This window comes from Streptomyces sp. NPDC006529, from assembly GCF_040611795.1.
Taxonomy (GTDB): domain Bacteria; phylum Actinomycetota; class Actinomycetes; order Streptomycetales; family Streptomycetaceae; genus Streptomyces.
In genome coordinates this window covers 87,592-104,814 of the sequence record NZ_JBEXPB010000022.1, presented here as the reverse complement: position 1 = coordinate 104,814, position 17,223 = coordinate 87,592, and the positions used below count along the sequence as shown (strand labels likewise).

14 protein-coding genes are annotated in these 17,223 nt (G+C 73.9%); 7 read left to right on the top strand and 7 right to left on the bottom strand.

Going from position 1 to position 17,223, the window contains the following annotated elements; translation table 11 throughout:
• The first annotated feature begins 605 nt into the window (after positions 1-605).
• Positions 606-1,055, top strand: a complete 450-nt coding sequence (locus ABZY31_RS17605) for a PTS glucose transporter subunit IIA (RefSeq protein WP_356410994.1) — start codon at positions 606-608, stop codon at positions 1,053-1,055.
• Positions 1,056-1,129: 74 nt separating this feature from the next.
• Positions 1,130-2,800: a phosphoenolpyruvate--protein phosphotransferase gene (ptsP, locus tag ABZY31_RS17600; RefSeq protein ID WP_356410991.1), complete on the top strand. Its 1,671-nt coding sequence runs from the start codon at positions 1,130-1,132 to the stop codon at positions 2,798-2,800.
• A gap of 88 nt (positions 2,801-2,888) precedes the next feature.
• Here ptsP and ABZY31_RS17595 read toward each other — a convergent pair whose 3' ends face one another.
• Positions 2,889-3,881, bottom strand: a complete 993-nt coding sequence (locus tag ABZY31_RS17595) for a hypothetical protein (protein ID WP_356410988.1) — start codon at positions 3,879-3,881, stop codon at positions 2,889-2,891.
• A gap of 58 nt (positions 3,882-3,939) precedes the next feature.
• The gene (locus tag ABZY31_RS17590; protein WP_356410985.1) at positions 3,940-5,922 is read right to left on the bottom strand and encodes an acetoacetate--CoA ligase; all 1,983 of its coding nucleotides are present in this window, start codon (positions 5,920-5,922) and stop codon (positions 3,940-3,942) included.
• Positions 5,923-6,180: 258 nt separating this feature from the next.
• On the opposite strand from ABZY31_RS17590, the gene ABZY31_RS17585 reads away from it, so the two are divergent.
• Positions 6,181-8,580 (top strand): TIM-barrel domain-containing protein, encoded by a 2,400-nt coding sequence (locus ABZY31_RS17585; protein WP_356410982.1) that lies wholly within the window; start codon positions 6,181-6,183, stop codon positions 8,578-8,580.
• Positions 8,581-8,770: 190 nt separating this feature from the next.
• On the opposite strand, the gene ABZY31_RS17580 is transcribed toward ABZY31_RS17585, so the two are convergent.
• Entirely contained in the window at positions 8,771-9,280 is a 510-nt protein-coding gene (locus ABZY31_RS17580) for an NUDIX domain-containing protein (protein WP_356410979.1), read from the bottom strand.
• A 23-nt stretch (positions 9,281-9,303) separates the two neighbouring features.
• Here ABZY31_RS17580 and ABZY31_RS17575 point away from each other — a divergent pair, with 23 nt between their 5' ends.
• The 4 genes from ABZY31_RS17575 (at position 9,304) to ABZY31_RS17560 (ending at position 12,143) form a co-directional block, all read left to right on the top strand.
• On the top strand, positions 9,304-10,005 hold the full coding sequence (locus ABZY31_RS17575; RefSeq protein ID WP_356410976.1) for a M15 family metallopeptidase: 702 nt from the start codon (positions 9,304-9,306) through the stop codon (positions 10,003-10,005).
• Positions 10,006-10,018: 13 nt separating this feature from the next.
• A complete protein-coding gene (locus tag ABZY31_RS17570) occupies positions 10,019-10,357 on the top strand; it encodes a DUF962 domain-containing protein (protein ID WP_356410973.1) in 339 nt (112 codons plus the stop codon).
• An 83-nt stretch (positions 10,358-10,440) separates the two neighbouring features.
• Entirely contained in the window at positions 10,441-10,935 is a 495-nt protein-coding gene (locus ABZY31_RS17565) for a zinc ribbon domain-containing protein (RefSeq protein WP_356410970.1), read from the top strand.
• Positions 10,932-12,143, top strand: a complete 1,212-nt coding sequence (locus tag ABZY31_RS17560; protein ID WP_356410967.1) for a lipid-transfer protein — start codon at positions 10,932-10,934, stop codon at positions 12,141-12,143. Before ABZY31_RS17565 ends, ABZY31_RS17560 begins: the two co-directional genes overlap by 4 nt.
• A gap of 244 nt (positions 12,144-12,387) precedes the next feature.
• Here the strand turns inward: ABZY31_RS17560 and ABZY31_RS17555 are convergent, their stop codons facing one another.
• From ABZY31_RS17555 to ABZY31_RS17540, 4 genes are read right to left on the bottom strand one after another with little or no spacing between them, the layout of a single operon-like run.
• Positions 12,388-13,008 carry an ATP/GTP-binding protein gene (locus tag ABZY31_RS17555; RefSeq protein WP_356410965.1) on the bottom strand — a complete coding sequence of 207 codons (621 nt, stop codon included), beginning with the start codon at positions 13,006-13,008 and terminating at the stop codon, positions 12,388-12,390.
• Positions 12,989-13,444, bottom strand: a complete 456-nt coding sequence (locus tag ABZY31_RS17550) for a DUF742 domain-containing protein (RefSeq protein WP_356410962.1) — start codon at positions 13,442-13,444, stop codon at positions 12,989-12,991. The genes ABZY31_RS17555 and ABZY31_RS17550 overlap by 20 nt, the downstream gene beginning before the upstream one ends.
• A gap of 10 nt (positions 13,445-13,454) precedes the next feature.
• A complete protein-coding gene (locus ABZY31_RS17545; protein WP_356410959.1) occupies positions 13,455-13,895 on the bottom strand; it encodes a roadblock/LC7 domain-containing protein in 441 nt (146 codons plus the stop codon).
• The gene (locus tag ABZY31_RS17540) at positions 13,892-16,804 is read right to left on the bottom strand and encodes a nitrate- and nitrite sensing domain-containing protein (protein WP_356410956.1); all 2,913 of its coding nucleotides are present in this window, start codon (positions 16,802-16,804) and stop codon (positions 13,892-13,894) included. Before ABZY31_RS17540 ends, ABZY31_RS17545 begins: the two co-directional genes overlap by 4 nt.
• Between the last annotated feature and the right edge of the window lie 419 nt (positions 16,805-17,223).

The window sequence follows — 17,223 nt, the reverse complement described above, 5'->3', positions numbered from 1 at the left end:
TCAAAGGAACCTCATCCACCGAAATGGACGGGGTATCAACTTCTGGCGTTGATTTTTGGCACGCTGTTGAGTTCTCAAGGAACGGACGCTTCCTTTGTACTCACCCTCGCGGGTTTTCCTCCGGGCTTCGTTTTTCGTTTCCGACTCTATCAGACTCTCTCGTGTCCGATTCCCGGTCGAAACGGGATCCTGCTTTTCGCTTTCCAGGTTTTCGCTTTCGCGTTTTCCTTTTCGGCGAGTCCGACTCTATCAGCGCTTTTCCCGCTTCCCGACCACTCTCTCCGTCCGCCTACAGGCAAACGCAAAGAACACGGGTTGAAGATCAGCGATCCAGAGGAGGTGTCCCGTCCATCAGCGGTTCGTGAGGTGTTCACACGACGCGTCCTGGCGGGAGTCACGACAGTACAGCTCCGCCGATGCCCGCGCAAATCGATTCAGGCGTATGGTCTAGTCCACTAGGCCGTCGCGGCGAGCACGCAGGGCCTCCGTCAGGAGGTGTACTTCGTGACGAACCGGGATGTGTCATGACTTACCCTTCTCAAAGTATGCCGTCCGGACATGTTCTGACGGCGACACGAAGCAGCCCCACCCCCTGGGAGGCCCCCATGACCAGCGTGACGTCCCCACTTGCCGGGCGCGCCATCGGACTCGCGGCAGTGCCCGATCCGGTGTTCTCCGGCGCCATGGTGGGACCGGGCACCGCCATTGATCCCGTGCGCGAGCCCTCGGAGGCGGTGTCCCCCGTCGACGGTGTGGTCGTCTCTCTGCACCCGCACGCCTACGTCGTCGTCGACGCCGATGGGCACGGCGTGCTCACGCACCTCGGGATCGACACCGTCCAGCTCAACGGCGAGGGCTTCGAGCTGCTCGTGAACAAGGGCGACACGGTGACCCGCGGCCAGACCGTCATCCGCTGGAACCCCGCCGCGGTCGAGCAGGCCGGCAAGTCGCCCGTCTGCCCCGTGGTGGCCCTGGAAGCGACGCCCGACTCCCTCACCGATGTCGTCGAGGCCGGAGACGTGAAAACCGGAGACGTGCTCTTCGGCTGGCAGTGACGTATCCGCCCGCACGGGCGAATCGGACATCCAACGCGGCGGGTGGGCCCGCCGCTCAATCGGAGACGGGTGAAATGGAGACAACGCTGCGAGGCGTCGGCGTGAGCCACGGTGTGGCGATCGGCGAGGTTCGGCACATGGGGACGGCGGTTCTCGAACCGCCGGCCAAGCAGATCGCCGCGGAGGAGGCGGAGCGCGAACAGGGGCGCGCCCGTCAGGCCGTGGACGCCGTGGCGGCCGACCTGATCGCGCGCGGCCAGCTGGCCGGTGGCGAGGCCCAGCACGTGCTCGAAGCCCAGGCCATGATCGCTCAGGACCCTGAGCTGATGGCCGACGTCGACCGCCGGATCGCTGTCGGGAGCACCGCCGAGCGCGGTGTGTACGACGCGTTCGCCTCCTACCGCGAGCTGCTCGCGGGCGCCGGGGAGTACATGGCCGGCCGGGTGGCCGACCTGGACGACGTGCGGAACCGCATCGTGGCCCGTCTGCTGGGCGTGCCCATGCCGGGCGTGCCGGACAGCGACGAGCCGTACGTGCTGATCGCGCGGGACCTGGCTCCCGCGGACACCGCGCTGCTCGACCCGACGCTCGTCCTCGGTTTCGTGACCGAGGAAGGCGGCCCGACCAGCCACAGCGCGATCCTCGCGCGGGCGCTGGGCGTGCCGGCCATCGTCGCGCTGCCGGGTGCCGGTGAGATCCCCGAGGGCACCGTGATCGCCGTCGACGGCAGCACCGGTGACCTGTTCGTGGACCCGACTCCGCAGAAGCGCGCGGAGCTGGAGGCCGCGGCCGCCGAGCGCCGGGCCGCGCTGTCCGCGTCGTCCGGTCCGGGCGCCACGTCGGACGGTCACAAGGTGCCGCTGCTGGCGAACGTCGGCGGTCCGGCGGACGTGCCGGCGGCCGTCGAGGCGGGGGCGGAGGGTGTGGGCCTGTTCCGCACCGAGTTCCTGTTCCTGGACGACAGCAAGAAGGCGCCGACCGAGGAGAAGCAAGTCGCGGCCTACCGCGCCGTGCTGGAGGCCTTCCCCGAGGGCCGGGTCGTCGTGCGCGTCCTGGACGCGGGCGCCGACAAGCCGCTCGACTTCCTGACCCCGGCAGACGAGCCGAACCCGGCTCTGGGCGTGCGCGGCCTGCGGGCGCTGCTGGACCACCCGGAGGTGCTGCGCACGCAGCTCACCGCGCTGGCCAAGGCGGCCGAGGGCCTGCCGGTCTACCTGGAGGTCATGGCCCCGATGGTGGCCGACCGCGCCGACGCCAAGGCGTTCGCGGACGCCTGCCGCGAGGCCGGGCTGCGGGCGAAGTTCGGCGCGATGGTGGAGATCCCCTCCGCCGCGCTGCGGGCGCGCTCGATCCTCCAGGAAGTCGAGTTCCTGTCGCTGGGCACGAACGACCTGGCGCAGTACGCCTTCGCGGCCGACCGCCAGGTCGGTGCGGTCTCCCGCCTCCAGGACCCGTGGCAGCCCGCGCTGCTCGACCTGATCGCCATGTCGGCCGAGGCCGCCAGGGCGGAGGGCAAGAGCTGCGGCGTCTGCGGTGAGGCCGCTTCGGACCCGCTGCTGGCCTGTGTCCTGACGGGTCTGGGTGTCACCTCCCTCTCGATGGGCGCCGCGTCGATCCCCTACGTGCGGGCGACGCTCGCCAAGTACACGCTCGCGCAGTGCGAGCGCGCCGCCGCCGCCGCGCGCGCGGCGGACAGCGCCGAGGAGGCCCGCGTGGCCGCCCAGGCGGTGCTCTCCGGCGAGTAGCCGGTGCCCCGCGAGGGGTGGTGTGGTCGGGACGAGGGGCCTTCGCCGGTGGCGGGGGCCCCTCGTCCGCTCCGGTGCCTCCTCCGGTTCAGTGGGGAGGTCCCGCCTCGTCCACCTCGTACCCGGGGCAGTACTCGACGCCCGGTTCCGGCGGGACGGGCTCTCCGGTGTCGGCATCGGTGCAGTACGCGTTGAACACGGCAGCTGCGGAGAGGGTGACCAGGCGGCCGCGGTCCAGGCGCCAACCGTGGACCCGGTCGCGGAGGTCCCCGGTGGTGGTGCGCAGGACCAGGCCGCCGGGGCCGCCGAGGGCGAGGCCGGTGGCGAGGACGGTCACGAAGTCGAAGCGCTCGCGTCCTCCCGCCCCGGGCGGGGCGGCGGGGTCGCCGGTGGTGTCGGCGTGCAGTACGGCGACGAGCTGTTCGTCCTGGGTGGGGACGCTGCACACCAGGTGGTGGTGGCCGGGTCCGGCCCGCTCCAGCAGCCGCCGCAGGATCAGGGCCGCCCGGTCGAAGGAGGCCTGGCCGATGTCCTCCCCGCAGTCGGCGCAGCTGCCGATCCCGGAGAGCAGGACGGTGGCGTACTCCCAGGTGGCCTGGCGGACGGCCTCGTCCACGAGGCGCGGGAGGAGGGCGCTCAGTGGCTCCTCCCCGTAGGGCAGGGAGGCGGCGGTGCCGGCGAGGTCCGCGGTGAAGCGGGTGCGGGCGGCGGAGGTGTCGGGGTCGGTGCCCCGCTCGGCGCAGTGGTCGGCGTACTCCTCGGGGTCGAAGAGCACGACGGTGGTGTGGATGCCGCGCAGGGCGAGGGACCTCAGGAGCGCGTCGGCCTGGGCGAGGTAGTCCTCGTGGTCGGTGAAGGCGAAGCTCCGGTAGCCGCGCATGGCCGCGAAGTCCCCGGGGTCGGCGATGACGCCGAGCGTGCCGGGGATTTCGCGGCGCAGGCCGCGGCGGGCCCGGGAGGCGCCCCCGCCGCCCCCGCCGCCGCGTCCGCCGCCGCCCCTCCTGCCGTTTGCGCCTCCGCCCGCGGCGCCGCGCGGGCGGCCTCGGGTGCTGGTCGTGTCCGTGTTCCTGCTGTCTGCCATGGCTCCCCCTGAGTCGCACCGGTCGATGCTCACTCAGCGTAACCACGGCCACTGACAGTCACCCCTGGCGTCGGGTGCGGGCCAGCTCCTCGTAGAAGTCGAGGAGGTCGAGGTTGTCGACCGAGCCGGGGTTCACGGCCTTGGCCAGCGGCGCGCCCTGGAGCAGGCGCTTGACCGGCACCTCGATGCGCTTGCCCGTGAGGGTGTGCGGGACGCCGGGGACCTCGATGATCTCGTCGGGGACGTGGCGGGGGGAGAGTTCCTCGCGGATCGTCGTCTTGATCCGGGCCCGCAGGTCGTCGTCGAGGCGGGCGCCGGGGGCGAGGTGGACGAAGAGCGGCATCCAGTAGCCGCCGTCCGGTTCCTCCAGCCCGATGACGAGGGATTCCTTGATCTCCGGCAGGCGCTCCACGGCCTCGTAGATGTCGGCGGAGCCCATCCGCACGCCCTGGCGGTTGAGCGTGGAGTCGGAGCGGCCGTGGATGACGACCGAGCCGTGGTCGGTGATCGTGATCCAGTCACCGTGCCGCCAGACGCCCGGGAACATGTCGAAGTAGCTGTCGCGGTAGCGGCTGCCGTCGGGGTCGTTCCAGAACCGGATCGGCATGGACGGCATGGGGTTGGTGACGATCAGCTCGCCCACCTCCCCGGTCACGGGCTTGCCCGCCGGGTCCCAGGCCTGGAGGTCGGTGCCCAGGCAGGCGGCCTGGAGTTCGCCGATGTGGACGGGCAGGGTGGGGACGGCGCCGGCGAAACAGCTGCACACGTCGGTGCCGCCGCTGACCGAGGCGATCCACAGGTCCTCGGCGACTTCGTCGTGCAGCCAGCGGAAGCCGTCGGGCGGCAGCGGGGAGCCCGTGGTGGCGACGCACTTCACCGCGGAGAGGTCGAAGTCGCGCGCGGGGTGGACCTCGGCCTTGCGGCAGGCCATCACGTAGGCGGCCGAGGTGCCGTAGAGGGTGGCCTTCGTGCGTTCGGCGATCCGCCACTGGGCGCCGGTGTCCGGGTAGCCGGGGCTGCCGTCGTACAGGACCACGGTGGTGCCGGTGAGCAGGCCGGAGACGAGGAAGTTCCACATCATCCAGCCGGTGGAGGTGTACCAGAAGAACCGGTCCTGCGGGCCCAGGTCGCAGTGCAGGCCGAGCTGCTTGAGGTGTTCGAGCAGGATGCCGCCCTGCGACTGGACGATCGCCTTGGGCAGGCCCGTGGTACCGGAGGAGTACAGGACCCACAGCGGGTGGTCGAAGGGGACCGGCTCGAAGACCGGTTCGCTCTCGCCCGCGGTCAGGGCGGACCAGTCGAGGGTGCCCTCGGGCGCGGGGGTGCCGATCAGCGGGATGTGGACGACGGCCCGCAGCGAGGGGAGGTCGGCCCGCAGTTCGGCGACGGTGTCGCGGCGGTCGTGCTCCTTGCCGCCGTAGCGGTAGCCGTCGACGGTGAACAGGACGACGGGTTCGACCTGCTGGAAGCGGTCGAGGACGCTGCGGGCGCCGAAGTCGGGGGCGCAGGAGGTCCAGACGCCGCCGACGGCAGCCGTGGCGAGCAGGGCCACGACGGCTTCGGGGATGTTCGGGAGGTAGCCGCTGACGCGGTCGCCGGGGCGCACGCCGAGGGCGCGCAGCTGCGCGGCGAGCGCGCCGACCTGGCGGCGCAGCTCGGCCCAGGTGACGGGGACCGGCTCGTGGGTCTCGTCGACGTGGAGCAGGGCGGCTTCGCCGGCGCGCGCCGGGTCCTCGCCGGCGCGCAGGGCGTGCTCGGCGTAGTTCAGCGTGGCGCCGGTGAACCAGCGTGCGCCGGGCATGGTGCGGTCGGCGAGGACCGAGGTGTAGGGAGTGGTGAAGCGGACGTCGAACCACTCGGCGACGGCCTGCCAGAAGGTGTCCAGCGCGTCCACGGACCAACTGTGCAGGGCCGGGTACCCGCCGGTGGCGGGGGCGCCGTGGTGTTCGGCGGCCCAGGCCTGGAAGGCCGTGATCCGGGCCGCCGCGATCCGGTCGGGGCCCGGGGTCCACAGGGGTTCCGGCGGAGTGGCTGAGGTCATGGGTCGGCTCCCGGTCGGTCTGCGGCTCGCGCTTCGTGTGCGTGCGCCCGTGCTCGTGCGTGGGTGGCGCGGGTGGGTGCGCCCGTGTGCGTACGGTGCCATCGCGCGGGGGTGGGTGCGCGGCGGCTCACAGGGACGATGCCATGTGATCGACATCCGCACCAGAGCGGTCGGCGGTGGCCGGGTGTGATCCGTTCCCGGGTGAACGGCTGGTGAACGGGGCCCGCCGGGGCCGGGGCCGGTGGCAAAGTGCGCGCCATGAACGGTCGTGATCTGGTGCGTGCGGTCATGGACATCGGTACGGCGGGCGGGCGGCGGGCGTGGCGCTCGGCGTTGCGCCACCGGCGGGCGGACGCGCTGGGGCTCCCGCGCCGGGGCGCGGAGCGGGCGCGCGTGCCGGGGCTGCTGACGGGTGCGGAGCCCGGCCCGGGCGGCGGGGTGCTGCGGTTCGCGCGCTCCGAGCTGGTGGTGCGGGTGACGGTGGGCGGCGCGGTGTTCTTGGGGTGGGACGGGGCCCGGCCGACGCCGTCGTACGCGGTGGTGGGCTCGGGGCCGGAGCCGGATCCGCGCGCGGTGCTGGAGCCGGACACCGGGGGCGGCTGGCGGGTGGTGTCGGAGCGGGTGACGGTGGCCGTGTCCCGGCACGGGCAGGTGGAGGTGCGCACGCCCGGCGGGGCGGTGCTGCGGCGGGAGCGGCCGCCGCGGTGGTGGGAGCCGGTGGCGCCGTCAGGGGACGGGGTCGGGGCCGGGGCGAAGGACGGGGACCGGGCGGGCGCCCGGTGGCTGCTGCGGTCCGAGGTGCCGGCCGACGCGCGCTTCTTCGGGCTGGGCGGGCGGGCCTGCGGGCCCCGGCTGCGGGACGGGGTCTACCGGCTGTGGAACACCGATCCGCGGGGCGTGTTCGGGCCGGGCGACGACCCGCTGTACATCACGATGCCGGTGCAGTTCGTCGTCGCCGACGCGGGGACGCACCTGGCCTTCTACGACGACACCTGGGACGGGCGGGTGTCGCTGCGCGAGGGCGAGGAGGGCGCCGGATCGGGCGCGGACCGGCCGGGGGTGAGCGAACTGCGCATGGACGGCGGCCCGTTGCGGTGCTGGGTGCTGGTCGGGACGCCGGCCCGGGTGCTGCAGGGCTGGTCGGGGCTGACGGGCGCGGCCGCGGTGCCGCCGGAGTGGGCGCTGGGCCACCAGCACGCGCGGTGGGGGTTCGGGAGCGCGGCGGAGGTGCGGCGGGTGGTGGAGGGGTATGTGTCGCGGGGGATCGCGCTGGCGGCCGTACACCTGGACATCGACCACTACGACGGGCACCGGGTGTTCACGGTGGATCCGGAGCGGTTCCCCGATCTGCCGGGACTGGCAAGGGAGTTGGCGGAGCTGCCCGGGGGCGGGACGCGGCTGGTGTCGATCGTGGACCCGGCGGTGAAGGCGGCGCCGGGCGAGGCCCTGCACGCGGCCGGGGGTGCGGTCGGGGGCGCGGGCGCGTTCGTACGGGACGCGCGCGGGCGGGAGGTGCGGGGCGAGGTGTGGCCGGGTGGCTGCGCGTATCCGGACTTCACCGATCCGGCGGTGCGCCGGTGGTGGGGCGACCTGTACGAGGAGCGGCTCGCCAACGGCTTCGCGGGTGTCTGGCACGACATGAACGAGCCGGTGTCCTTCACCCCGTTCGGGGACATGACGCTGCCGAGGTCCGCGCGGCACGCGATGGACGGGGCGGGCGGGGACCACCGGGCGGCGCACAACGTGTACGCGCTCGGGATGGCGCGGGCCGGGTACGAGGGGCTGGTACGGCTGCGTCCGACGGAACGGCCGTTCCTCTTCTCCCGGTCGGGCTGGGCGGGGATGCAGCGGTACGGCGGCACGTGGTCCGGTGACGTGGAGACGAGCTGGCCGGGGCTGCGGGCCTCGCTGGCACTGGTCCTGGGGCTCGGACTGTGCGGGGTGCCGTATTCCGGGCCGGACGTGGGGGGATTCGGCGGTTCGCCCTCGCCGGAGCTGTACCTGCGGTGGCTGCAACTGGGCGCCTACCTGCCGCTGTTCCGCACGCACGCGGCGATCTGGGCGGGGCGGCGGGAGCCGTGGGAGTTCGGGGCCGATGTGGAGGAGCACGCGAAGGCGGTGCTGGCCGAACGGGAGCGGCTGCGGCCGTACTTCGTGACCCTGGCGCATCTGGCGGGGCGGACCGGGGCGCCGTACGTGCGGCCGCTGTGGTGGGGGGCGCCGGAGGAGCGGGGGCTGCGGGACTGCGAGGACGCGTTCCTGCTGGGGGACGCGCTGCTGGTGGCGCCCGTGCTGGAGTGCGGGGCGGACCGGCGGGCGGTGCGGGTGCCGCGGGGGCGCTGGTACGACACGGTGACGGGGGTGGCGTACGAGGGGCCGGGGCGGGTCCTGCTGGAGGCGCCGCTCGGGCGGATCCCGGTGCTGGCGCGGGCGGGGGCGGTGATTCCGGTACGGTCCGCCTCCGGCGAGGGGGTGGAGCTGGAGGTGTGGGCGCCGGAGCGGGGGCGGACGGGGGGCGGGGTGGTGGTGCGGGACGCGGGGGCGGGCTTCGGGGCGGGGGTGGTCGAGCGGTACACCTCGCGGTGGGCCGGGGATGGCGTCGTGCTGGAGCGGGACGGCGGTGGCTGTGTCACGGGGGTGACGGTGCGGGGCCTCTAGGTTGGGGGGTGGCCGGGGTGAGGGGGCGGGTGCGGCTTCCGGATCGGGGCTCCGCCCCGGACCCCGCGCCTCAAACGCCGGCGGGGCTGGATTTGCCGGGGCTGCGCTGGATCAGCTCGCGCCGATATGGCCTTGGTCCGGCGCGAGGCTGGAATCGCCGGGGCTGGGGCTGACTTTGCCCGGGCTGGCATCAGGTGTAGCGGCCCGCGAACCAGGCGGTGGTGGCTTGGGTGTGGAGGGGGAAGGCCAGGGGGGTGGGGGTGTGGAGGATGTGCCAGCCCGTTGTTTCGTCGGTGGGGGTGGGCGGGGGGAGGGTGGCGGCGGGGCGGGTGGGGAGGAGGCCGAAGATCAGCAGGTGGCCCGCCGGGGAGCTGAGGGCGTCGGCGAGGGTGACGTCCGCCGCCGGTGCGTGGATGCCGGTCTCCTCGCGCAGTTCGCGGACCACCGCTTCGCGCCAGTCCTCGCCGTGGTCGATGAAGCCGCCGGGGAGGGCGACGCCGCCCAGCGCCGGTTCGATCGTGCGCGTGATGACCACGAGGCCGGTGCCCCGGTCGTCCTCGACGGGGAGCAGGGCCACCGCCACCGGCGTGGGGTTGCGGTAGGCCGTGCTGCCGCAGGCGGCGCACCGGCGGGGCCAGTCGGTGGTGGCGAACGGAGATCCGCAGGCGGAACAGTGCGAGTTCATCAGCGGCGCGGGCATCCCGCGATGGTAGACGAAGGGGCATGAGAACGCTGGCTGTTGTCCTCGCGGTCGCCTCCCTCGCGGCCGCAGTGCCCGGGACGCCGCCGCCCGGCACGGTTCCGGGCGGATTCGTCCTCCTCGGGGCGGTGGCTCCGACGATCCGCCAGGAGATGCGGTACGCGGGAGCGGACAACTTCACCGGGAGCCCGGTCGACGGCTACGAGGAGCCGGTGTGCCTGCTCGCCCGGCCCGCGGCCGAGGCGCTGGCCCGGGCGCAGCGCGCGGTGGCGGTCCGCGGCTTCGCGCTGACGGTGTACGACTGCTACCGGCCGCAACGGGCGGTGGACCGCTTCGTGCGGTGGGCCGGGGACGCGGGCGACCAGCGGACCAAGGCGGCGTACTACCCGCGGGTGCCGAAGGACCGGCTGGTCCCGGAGGGCTACATCGCGGCGCGTTCGGGGCACAGCCGCGGCAGTACGGTCGACGTGGGGCTGGTGCGGCTACCGCGGGGGCGTCCGGTGGACTTCGGGACGCCCTTCGACTTCTTCGATCCGCTGTCGCACACGGACAGCGCGGCGGTCACCGGCGCCGCGCGGGAGAACCGGCGGTTCCTGCGGCGGGTCCTCGGGGAGCGGGGGTTCGTGAACCTGCCCGAGGAGTGGTGGCACTTCACCTACCGCCCCGAGGCCTTTCCGGACACCCACTTCGACTTCCCCGTCGCTGTCGGGTCCCTGCGGCCCTGAGTACCGTCGCCCCATGACCTTCGGTTCGTACGAGGAATTCTGGCCCTACTACGTCGCCATGCACTCCCGGGCCGCGACCCGGTGGGTGCACCTGGCCGGCACGCTCACCGGTCTCGCCCTGGCCGCCTACGGGCTGGGGCGGGGCCGCCCGCGGTACCTGGCCGCGCTGCCCCTGCTCGGGTACGGGGCGGCCTGGCCCGCGCACTTCCTGATCGAGAAGAACAATCCGGCGACCTTCGGGCATCCGGCGTGGTCGCTGCGCGGGGACGTGCAGATGATCCGGATGATGCTGGCCGGGCGCGACGCGGAGCTGGCGGAGACGGCCGCGAAGTGGCTGGCCGACAACAGGTGACCGCCGACCCGTGACCGCGGCGGGCCTCTCGTGACACACTCCTGACGTTCCGTCAGATTCAGGGGTCGCTGTCAGGAGGGGTCTTGGAACGGACACGCACGCCCGTCGTGAGCGGGTGGTTCACCGATACCGGTACGGACGCCGGGACCGGAGCGGGCGCGGAGGCGGACTTCCGGCTGCTCGGGACCCGGTGCTCCGCCTGCGCCGCCGTGTACTTCCCGCGGGAGGACGCCTTCTGCCGCAATCCCCGCTGTGCGGGGGGCGGCGAGCTGGCCGAGGTGCCGCTCTCGCGGTACGGCCGGATCTGGTCCTACACCGACGGGCGCTACCGGCCGCCCGCCCCCTACGTGTCGGACCCCGACCGGCCCTGGACCCCGTACACGCTGGTCGCGGTGGAGCTGGAGGCCGAGCGGATGGTGGTCCTCGGGCAGACCGTGCCCGGGGTGGGCGTGGCCGACCTGGCCGTCGGGATGGTGGTCGAGGTGGTGCCGGGGGTGCTGAACGAGGACGCGCGGACCGGGACGACGTGGACGACCTGGCACTTCCGGCCCGTGGCGGACGGCGGGGTGCGGGCATGAGCGGCGGTGACGTGGCGGTCCTCGGGGCCGGGATGCATCCGTGGGGCAAGTGGGGGCGCAGCTTCGTCGAGTACGGGCGGACCGCGGCGCGGGCCGCGCTCGCCGACGCGGGGCTCGACTGGACCGACGTCGGTTCGATCGTCGGCGCCGACACCGTGCGGTCGGGGTACCCGGGGTACGTGGCCGGGGCGACCTTCGCACGCGCGCTCGGCTGGCAGGGCGCGCGGGTCACCAGCGTGTACGCGGCCTGCGCGTCCGGCGCCCAGGCGATCGGCGCGGCCCGGGCGCAGATCCTGGCCGGGCTGGCCGACGTGGTGCTCGTGGTGGGGGCGGACGCGGCGCCCAAGGGGTTCTTCGCCCCGGCGGGCGGGGACCGGCCGGACGATCCGGACTGGCTGCGGTTCCGGGTGCTGGGGGCGACGAATCCGGCGTACTTCGCGCTGTACGCACGGCGGCGCATGGCCCTGTACGGGGACACGGGTGAGGATTTCGCGCTGGTCAAGGTGAAGAACGCGGCGGCCGGGGTGCTCAATCCGAACGCCCGCTACCGCAAGGCCGTCAGCGTGGAGGAGGTCGCCGCCTCGGCGGTGGTCGCCGATCCGCTGCGGCTGCTGGACATCTGCGCGACCTCGGACGGGGGCGCGGCCCTGGTGCTGACCAGCATGGACTTCGCGCGGGCGCGCGGGGTGGGCGATCCGGTGCGGATCCGGGCGGTGTCGACGGTGACGCCGACGTATCCGCGGACGGTGCTCGACCTGCCGGACATCGCCACCGACTCCGCGGTGGGCACCTCGGCGGACGCTTCCGCGGGGCCGGGCACCGGGTCGTTCCGGTCCTCGATCGCGCGGGCGGCGTACGAGGAGGCGGGCCTCGGGCCGGACGACCTCTCGCTCGCCGAGGTCTACGACCTGTCCACCGCGCTCGAACTGGAGTGGTACGAGGACATCGGCCTGTGCGGCGAGGGCGAGGGCGCGAAGCTCGTCCGGGAGGGGGCGACCGCGCTGGGCGGCCGGGTGCCGGTCAATCCGAGCGGCGGACTGGCGTCCTTCGGGGAGGCGGTGCCGGCCCAGGCGATCGCCCAGGTCTGCGAGCTGACCTGGCAGCTGCGCGGCGCCGCGGGGGGCCGGCAAGTCCCCGGGGCGCGGGCGGGGATCACCGCCAACCAGGGTTTGTTCGGGCACGGTTCGGCGGTCGTGGCCGTCCGGTGAGCGGGGCGCCCGGAGCCCGCCCGGCCGTGAACAGGGGCTGTTGCGCGAACGCTTGACGGCCCCCGGCGGCGGGTTCACACTGCCTGCACGGTCGCGCGCCCCGAGCGGGCCCGCCCCCGCGCAACCCCCCGTGTGAGCCGCGGTCCGTACCCCAGTCGGCGGGGGTACGGGCCGCCTCCACGCGGGGGCCCGGGCGGCCGCGGCGGGCCGCCGGCCGCCGCCGGTATCCCCGCCCGGACCCGGTTCAGGCCCGGGTCGGGCTGCGGCGGGCGCGGGCCAGCGACATGGCGTGCTCCACCACCCCCACCAGGACGTCCTTGACCGACTCCCGGTCGCGCGCGTCGCAGATCAGCACGGGCACCTCGGGGTCGAGGTCCAGTGCCTCCCGTACGGTCACCACCGGATGGCGGTCGGCCCCGTCGAAGCAGTTGACCGCCACCACGAACGGCAGTTCGCGCCGCTCGAAGTAGTCGACGGCGGCGAAGCAGTCCGCGAGGCGGCGGGTGTCGGCGAGGACCACCGCCCCCAGGGCGCCCGTGGCCAGTTCGTCCCACAGGAACCAGAAGCGGTCCTGGCCTGGCGTGCCGAACAGGTAGAGGACCAGGTCGTCCCGGAGGGTGATCCGGCCGAAGTCCATCGCGACGGTCGTGGTGCTCTTGCCCTCCACTCCCCCGAGGTCGTCCACGGTGCGGCCCGGCTCGGAGAGCCGTTCCTCGGTGCGCAGCGGGCGGATCTCGCTCACCGCGCTGACCAGGGTGGTCTTGCCCACCCCGAAGCCGCCCGCGACCAGGATCTTCAGGGTCAGCGGTTCGACCGGCGACACCGCGTGCATGGCACCGGTGCGGCTAGAGCGCCCGAAGGCCATCTATCACCTCACGCAGAATGGACTCGTCCGGCAGTTCCGCGGGCGGGACCGGGCGGGTCACGTGGACCAGGTGGTCGTCGACGAGGTCGCCGATCAGGACGCGGACGACGCCGACCGCGAGGTCGACGTCGGCCGCGAGTTCGGCCACCGACTGGGGCCGTTCCTTGCAGAGCCCGAGGATGTGGGCGTGTTCGGGGGACAGGGTCATGTCCCAGACCGGATCGTCGGCCGCCGCTTCGGCGACGACGAGGGCGATCAGGTCGAGACGGTGCTGGCCCGCGTGGCTGGTGCGGCCGCGGGTCATCGCGTACGGACGGACTACGGGGCCGGCGTCGGCGTCGAACCAGGCCGCCTGGTGGGCCGGGTGGCCGGGGTGGGCGGAAGCGTCGCCGGACGCGGGGGCGTGGTGGTCGGGTTCGTGGCCTGGGTCCCTCATGCCGTCCGGCTCACCCTCCGGCTGGCAGCCCGGTGCGCGGTGCGGTCGCCAGGTGGACGCCCACGCGCTTGACCATCAGGGTCATCTCGTAGGCGACCTGCCCCACGTCGGAGTCGGCGTCGGAGAGCACCGCGAGGCAGCTGCCGTCCCCCGCCGCCATCACGAACAGGAAGGCCTCGTCCAGTTCCACCATGGTCTGGCGGACCTGGCCGGACTCGAAGTGCCGTCCGACGCCCTTGGCGAGGCTGTGGAAGCCGGAGGCGACGGCGGCCAGGTGCTCGCTGTCCTCGCGGGTCAGGTCCTTGGAGGTGCCGGTGGGCAGGCCGTCGCCGGAAAGGACGACCGCCTTGCGGATGCTGGCCACGCGGTCGACCAGTTCGTCCAGCAGCCAGTTCAGCTGCCCGGGGCCCCGGCCCCGGGAGTCGTTGCCTGCGGTCTGCGGTGCGGTCATCGACCGTCCCCCTCGTTCTCGTGCTCGGGACCGGTCCCGGCTGCGCTGTCGGCACCGGTCCCGGACTGGTCGTGCTGGTCGCGGGCTGCGGTCCAGCCGCGCTGGAGTGCGGACATCCGGCTGCGTACGGTCTCGGCGTCGCGGTCGGCGACCGGGCCGGCGGTGGCGTCGGCGGGCGCGGCGGCCGGGGCGTTCTTCAGCTGGGGCGCGAGGCTGGCCTGGCGGACCCGGCGGGGCAGCCCGCCGGGGCCGCTCGGAGCGGGCCCGCCGTGCTCCGCCCCGGGAGCGCTCTCGTGCACGGCGGCGGGCGCGGGCTCCGCCGCGGGCACGGGCCCGGCGGGGTCCTGCGCGGCGGCGCGGGGGGTGTCCACCCGGCGGCCGTGCTCGGCGACCAGGGTCGGGGCGCGGTGGCGGCGCGGGAGCGGTACGGCGCCGGAGGCGGGGCGGCCGGCGGTCTCCGGGCGGGCGCTCTCCAGCCGGACCGGGCCGGTCGGGGTCTGCTGCTCCCGGCCGGACCCACGGGCCGGGGAGCGGTCGCGGGCGGGGTCGGCGGGGCGGTCGCGGTCGGCGGCGCGCAGGCCCAGGAGGGTGCTGCGCGGGGTGCCGTTCGGCGGGGTCTCGTCGTCCAGGGTGGCCATGGCGGGGATGGCGGCGCCGGGGGCGGCCGTCTCGGGCACCGCGCCGTCGGCGCCCGGGTGGGCGCCGTTGGCGTGCGGGCCGCCGTCGCCCGTACCGGGAGCGACCGGGCGCCCGGCGGCGCCGATCAGCCCGTCCAGGGGGGCGGGCGGGTCGAGGCCGAGGAGGCCGAGGGGGGCCTCCAGCTCGACCGGGCCGTCCAGCAGGGCGGCGGACACCGGGCGCCGGGACGGCGTACCGTTTCCGCTCCCGGTCCCGCGCCCGGGGCCGCGGGCGGTGCCGGCGCTGTGCACGGCGCCGTTCGCGGGGCCGATCCCGGCCACGGCGCCGGCGCCGATCCCCTGGGCGCGGACCGGGCCGCGGCCCACCGCGGTCCGGTCCGCACCCTCCAGGCGCACACCGGTGCCGTTGGTCTCGGGGGCCTCCGTGAGCACCTCCAGGGGGAGGAAGACGACCGCGGTGGTGCCGCCGTACGGGCTGGGCTGGAGCGCGACCTTGACGCTGTGGCGGCGGGCGAGGCGGCTGACGACGAACAGGCCGAGGCGGTCGGTGTCGGACAGCTCGAACTCGGTCGTCTCGGCGAGCCGGAGGTTCGCGTCGAGCAGCGCGTCCGGATGCATGCCGAGGCCGCGGTCGTGGATCTCCAGGGTGAAACCGTTGGCCACGCGCTCGCCGTGCACCTGGACCGCGGTGTGCGGGGGCGAGAAAACCGTGGCGTTCTCCAGGAGTTCGGCGATGAGGTGGGTGACGTCGGCGACGGCGGGGCCGGTGATGCCGAGCCGCGGCAGCCGGCGCACCTCGATCCGCTCGTAGTCCTCGACCTCGGCGACGGCCGCCCGTACGACGTCCATCAGCTGGACCGGCTTGCGCCACTGGCGCGAGGGCGCGGCGCCGGAGAGGATCACCAGGCCCTCGGCGTGGCGGCGCATGCGGGTGGTCATGTGGTCGAGGCGGAAGAGGTCGGCCAGTTCCTCGGAGTCCTCGGTGCGTCGCTCCATGGTGTCGAGCAGGGTGAGCTGGCGGTGCAGCAGGACCTGGTTGCGGCGGGCGAGGTTGACGAACACCTCGGATACCCCGCGGCGCAGTTCGGCCTGTTTGACGGCCGCCTCGACGGCGGCGCGCTGGAGCGAGTTGAGGGCCATGCCGACCTGGCCGACCTCGTCCTTCTCGTACTCCAGGCGGGGCGCCTCGGTGTCCACGTCGACGTGTTCGCCCGCGGCGAGGCGGCGCATGACGCCGGGCAGCCGGACGCCGGAGACCTCGTGGGCCTCCTTGCGCAGCCGCGAGAGGTCGCGGATCAGGTCGCGGCCGATGCGCACGGACAGGACGAGGGAGACGAGCAGGGCCAGGAACCCGAGGACGCCGGCGACGGCCGCCTGGACCAGGACGTCCATGGCCAGGGGCTCGACGCGCTTCTGGTAGCGGTCGCCGGCGGCGGTTCCCATGGTGGCGAGGTCGTCGAGGACCCGTCCCACGGCCTCGTCCCACTTCTCCCCCGCCATGCGCGGGTTCTTGATCGGACCGGCCACCACGATCCGCTCTTCGGCGTCGCGCAGGGGTTTGCTGGCGGGACCGCTCCAGTACTGCTCGAACAGCTCGCGGTCGCCGGCCGGGAGGATCGCGAGGTTGATGTCGTAGAGCAGCCTCCGGTTGGCCATGAGGTCGCTCATCGTGCGGGTGTCCTTGGCACTGATGTTGTGCGCGGCCAGCGCGGAGGCGACGACGGCGTCCTCGCGGGAGAGCGCCTCGCGGGCCCGGGTGATGCCGACCAGGGCCCGGCCCTCCTTGTCCATCTCGACGTTCTCCAGGGCGTGGAGGTTGACGAGGAAGTCGTAGCAGGGGTCGACCAGGCGGCTGTAGAGCTCCAGCGCCTGGGACGGGTCGAGGGTGGTCTGGTCGACGGAGCGGCGCAGGGCGCCGATGCCGTGGAAGGCGTCGAGGATGGAGCGCAGCCGCTGGGCGGCGTTCGGGGTGAGTTCCTCGACGACGTCCGGGTCGGTGGCATTGCGGGTGAGGTCGTCGACGATCGCGTCGGTGGCGGCGCGACGCTGGGTGAGTTCGGCGGTGGCGACGGCCGAGCGCGGGTCGCCGAGGACCACGAGGCTCTGGCGGCGCTCCTTCTGGACGACGCGGACGACGTCCTCGATGGGGTAGCCGACCTTGTCGATCACGTAGGCCACGTCGAGGAGTTCGACGGCCTGCCGGCCGGTGATGACCGTGGCGAAACCCCAGAGGGCGGTGAGGGAGACGAGCGGCACGAGGAGCAACGCCACGATCTTCCGGCGGATGGATTTCCCGCGAAAGCGCATGGCCTCCCCAGCCTCCCCCAGCTCAACCCCGCTGCCGGGGGTCGGTGTTCCGTCAATTAAACGGCGTGAGCCTACTACTGCCGGGGGCGGCCCTCGAAGGCGTGTCCGGACATTTTCGGCCGGACCACCGGTCGAAGATCACGCGTTGCCCGGTACTTCCCGGCATGTGCGGCCCCATATGCGGCACATGCGACCTGGTGGGGCGTCAGTTCCCGTCACCACAGGGATGGCTGGAATTATGTGTGCGGGGGCGGATGCGGGGTGGCCGGGGACGGACCACGGGGACCGGGCCGCGGGTGAAATGGCGCAGATCCGGGAATCTCCGCCCCTCTTCGAGCGTCTATCAGTTCGAGGCGGCATGGCGAGCCGTCTGGTGGGGAGTA

Bases quoted from the DNA above. Each gene is read 5' to 3' on its own strand.
- ABZY31_RS17555 (WP_356410965.1), bottom strand. From the start codon at position 13,008: ATGGCCTTCGGGCGCTCTAGCCGCACCGGTGCCATGCACGCGGTGTCG.
- ABZY31_RS17605 (WP_356410994.1), top strand. From the start codon at position 606: ATGACCAGCGTGACGTCCCCACTTGCCGGGCGCGCCATCGGACTCGCG.
- ABZY31_RS17550 (WP_356410962.1), bottom strand. From the start codon at position 13,444: ATGAGGGACCCAGGCCACGAACCCGACCACCACGCCCCCGCGTCCGGC.
- ABZY31_RS17545 (WP_356410959.1), bottom strand. From the start codon at position 13,895: ATGACCGCACCGCAGACCGCAGGCAACGACTCCCGGGGCCGGGGCCCC.
- ptsP (WP_356410991.1), top strand. From the start codon at position 1,130: ATGGAGACAACGCTGCGAGGCGTCGGCGTGAGCCACGGTGTGGCGATC.
- ABZY31_RS17585 (WP_356410982.1), top strand. From the start codon at position 6,181: ATGAACGGTCGTGATCTGGTGCGTGCGGTCATGGACATCGGTACGGCG.
- ABZY31_RS17580 (WP_356410979.1), bottom strand. From the start codon at position 9,280: ATGCCCGCGCCGCTGATGAACTCGCACTGTTCCGCCTGCGGATCTCCG.
- ABZY31_RS17575 (WP_356410976.1), top strand. From the start codon at position 9,304: ATGAGAACGCTGGCTGTTGTCCTCGCGGTCGCCTCCCTCGCGGCCGCA.
- ABZY31_RS17560 (WP_356410967.1), top strand. From the start codon at position 10,932: ATGAGCGGCGGTGACGTGGCGGTCCTCGGGGCCGGGATGCATCCGTGG.
- ABZY31_RS17595 (WP_356410988.1), bottom strand. From the start codon at position 3,881: ATGGCAGACAGCAGGAACACGGACACGACCAGCACCCGAGGCCGCCCG.
- ABZY31_RS17570 (WP_356410973.1), top strand. From the start codon at position 10,019: ATGACCTTCGGTTCGTACGAGGAATTCTGGCCCTACTACGTCGCCATG.
- ABZY31_RS17590 (WP_356410985.1), bottom strand. From the start codon at position 5,922: ATGACCTCAGCCACTCCGCCGGAACCCCTGTGGACCCCGGGCCCCGAC.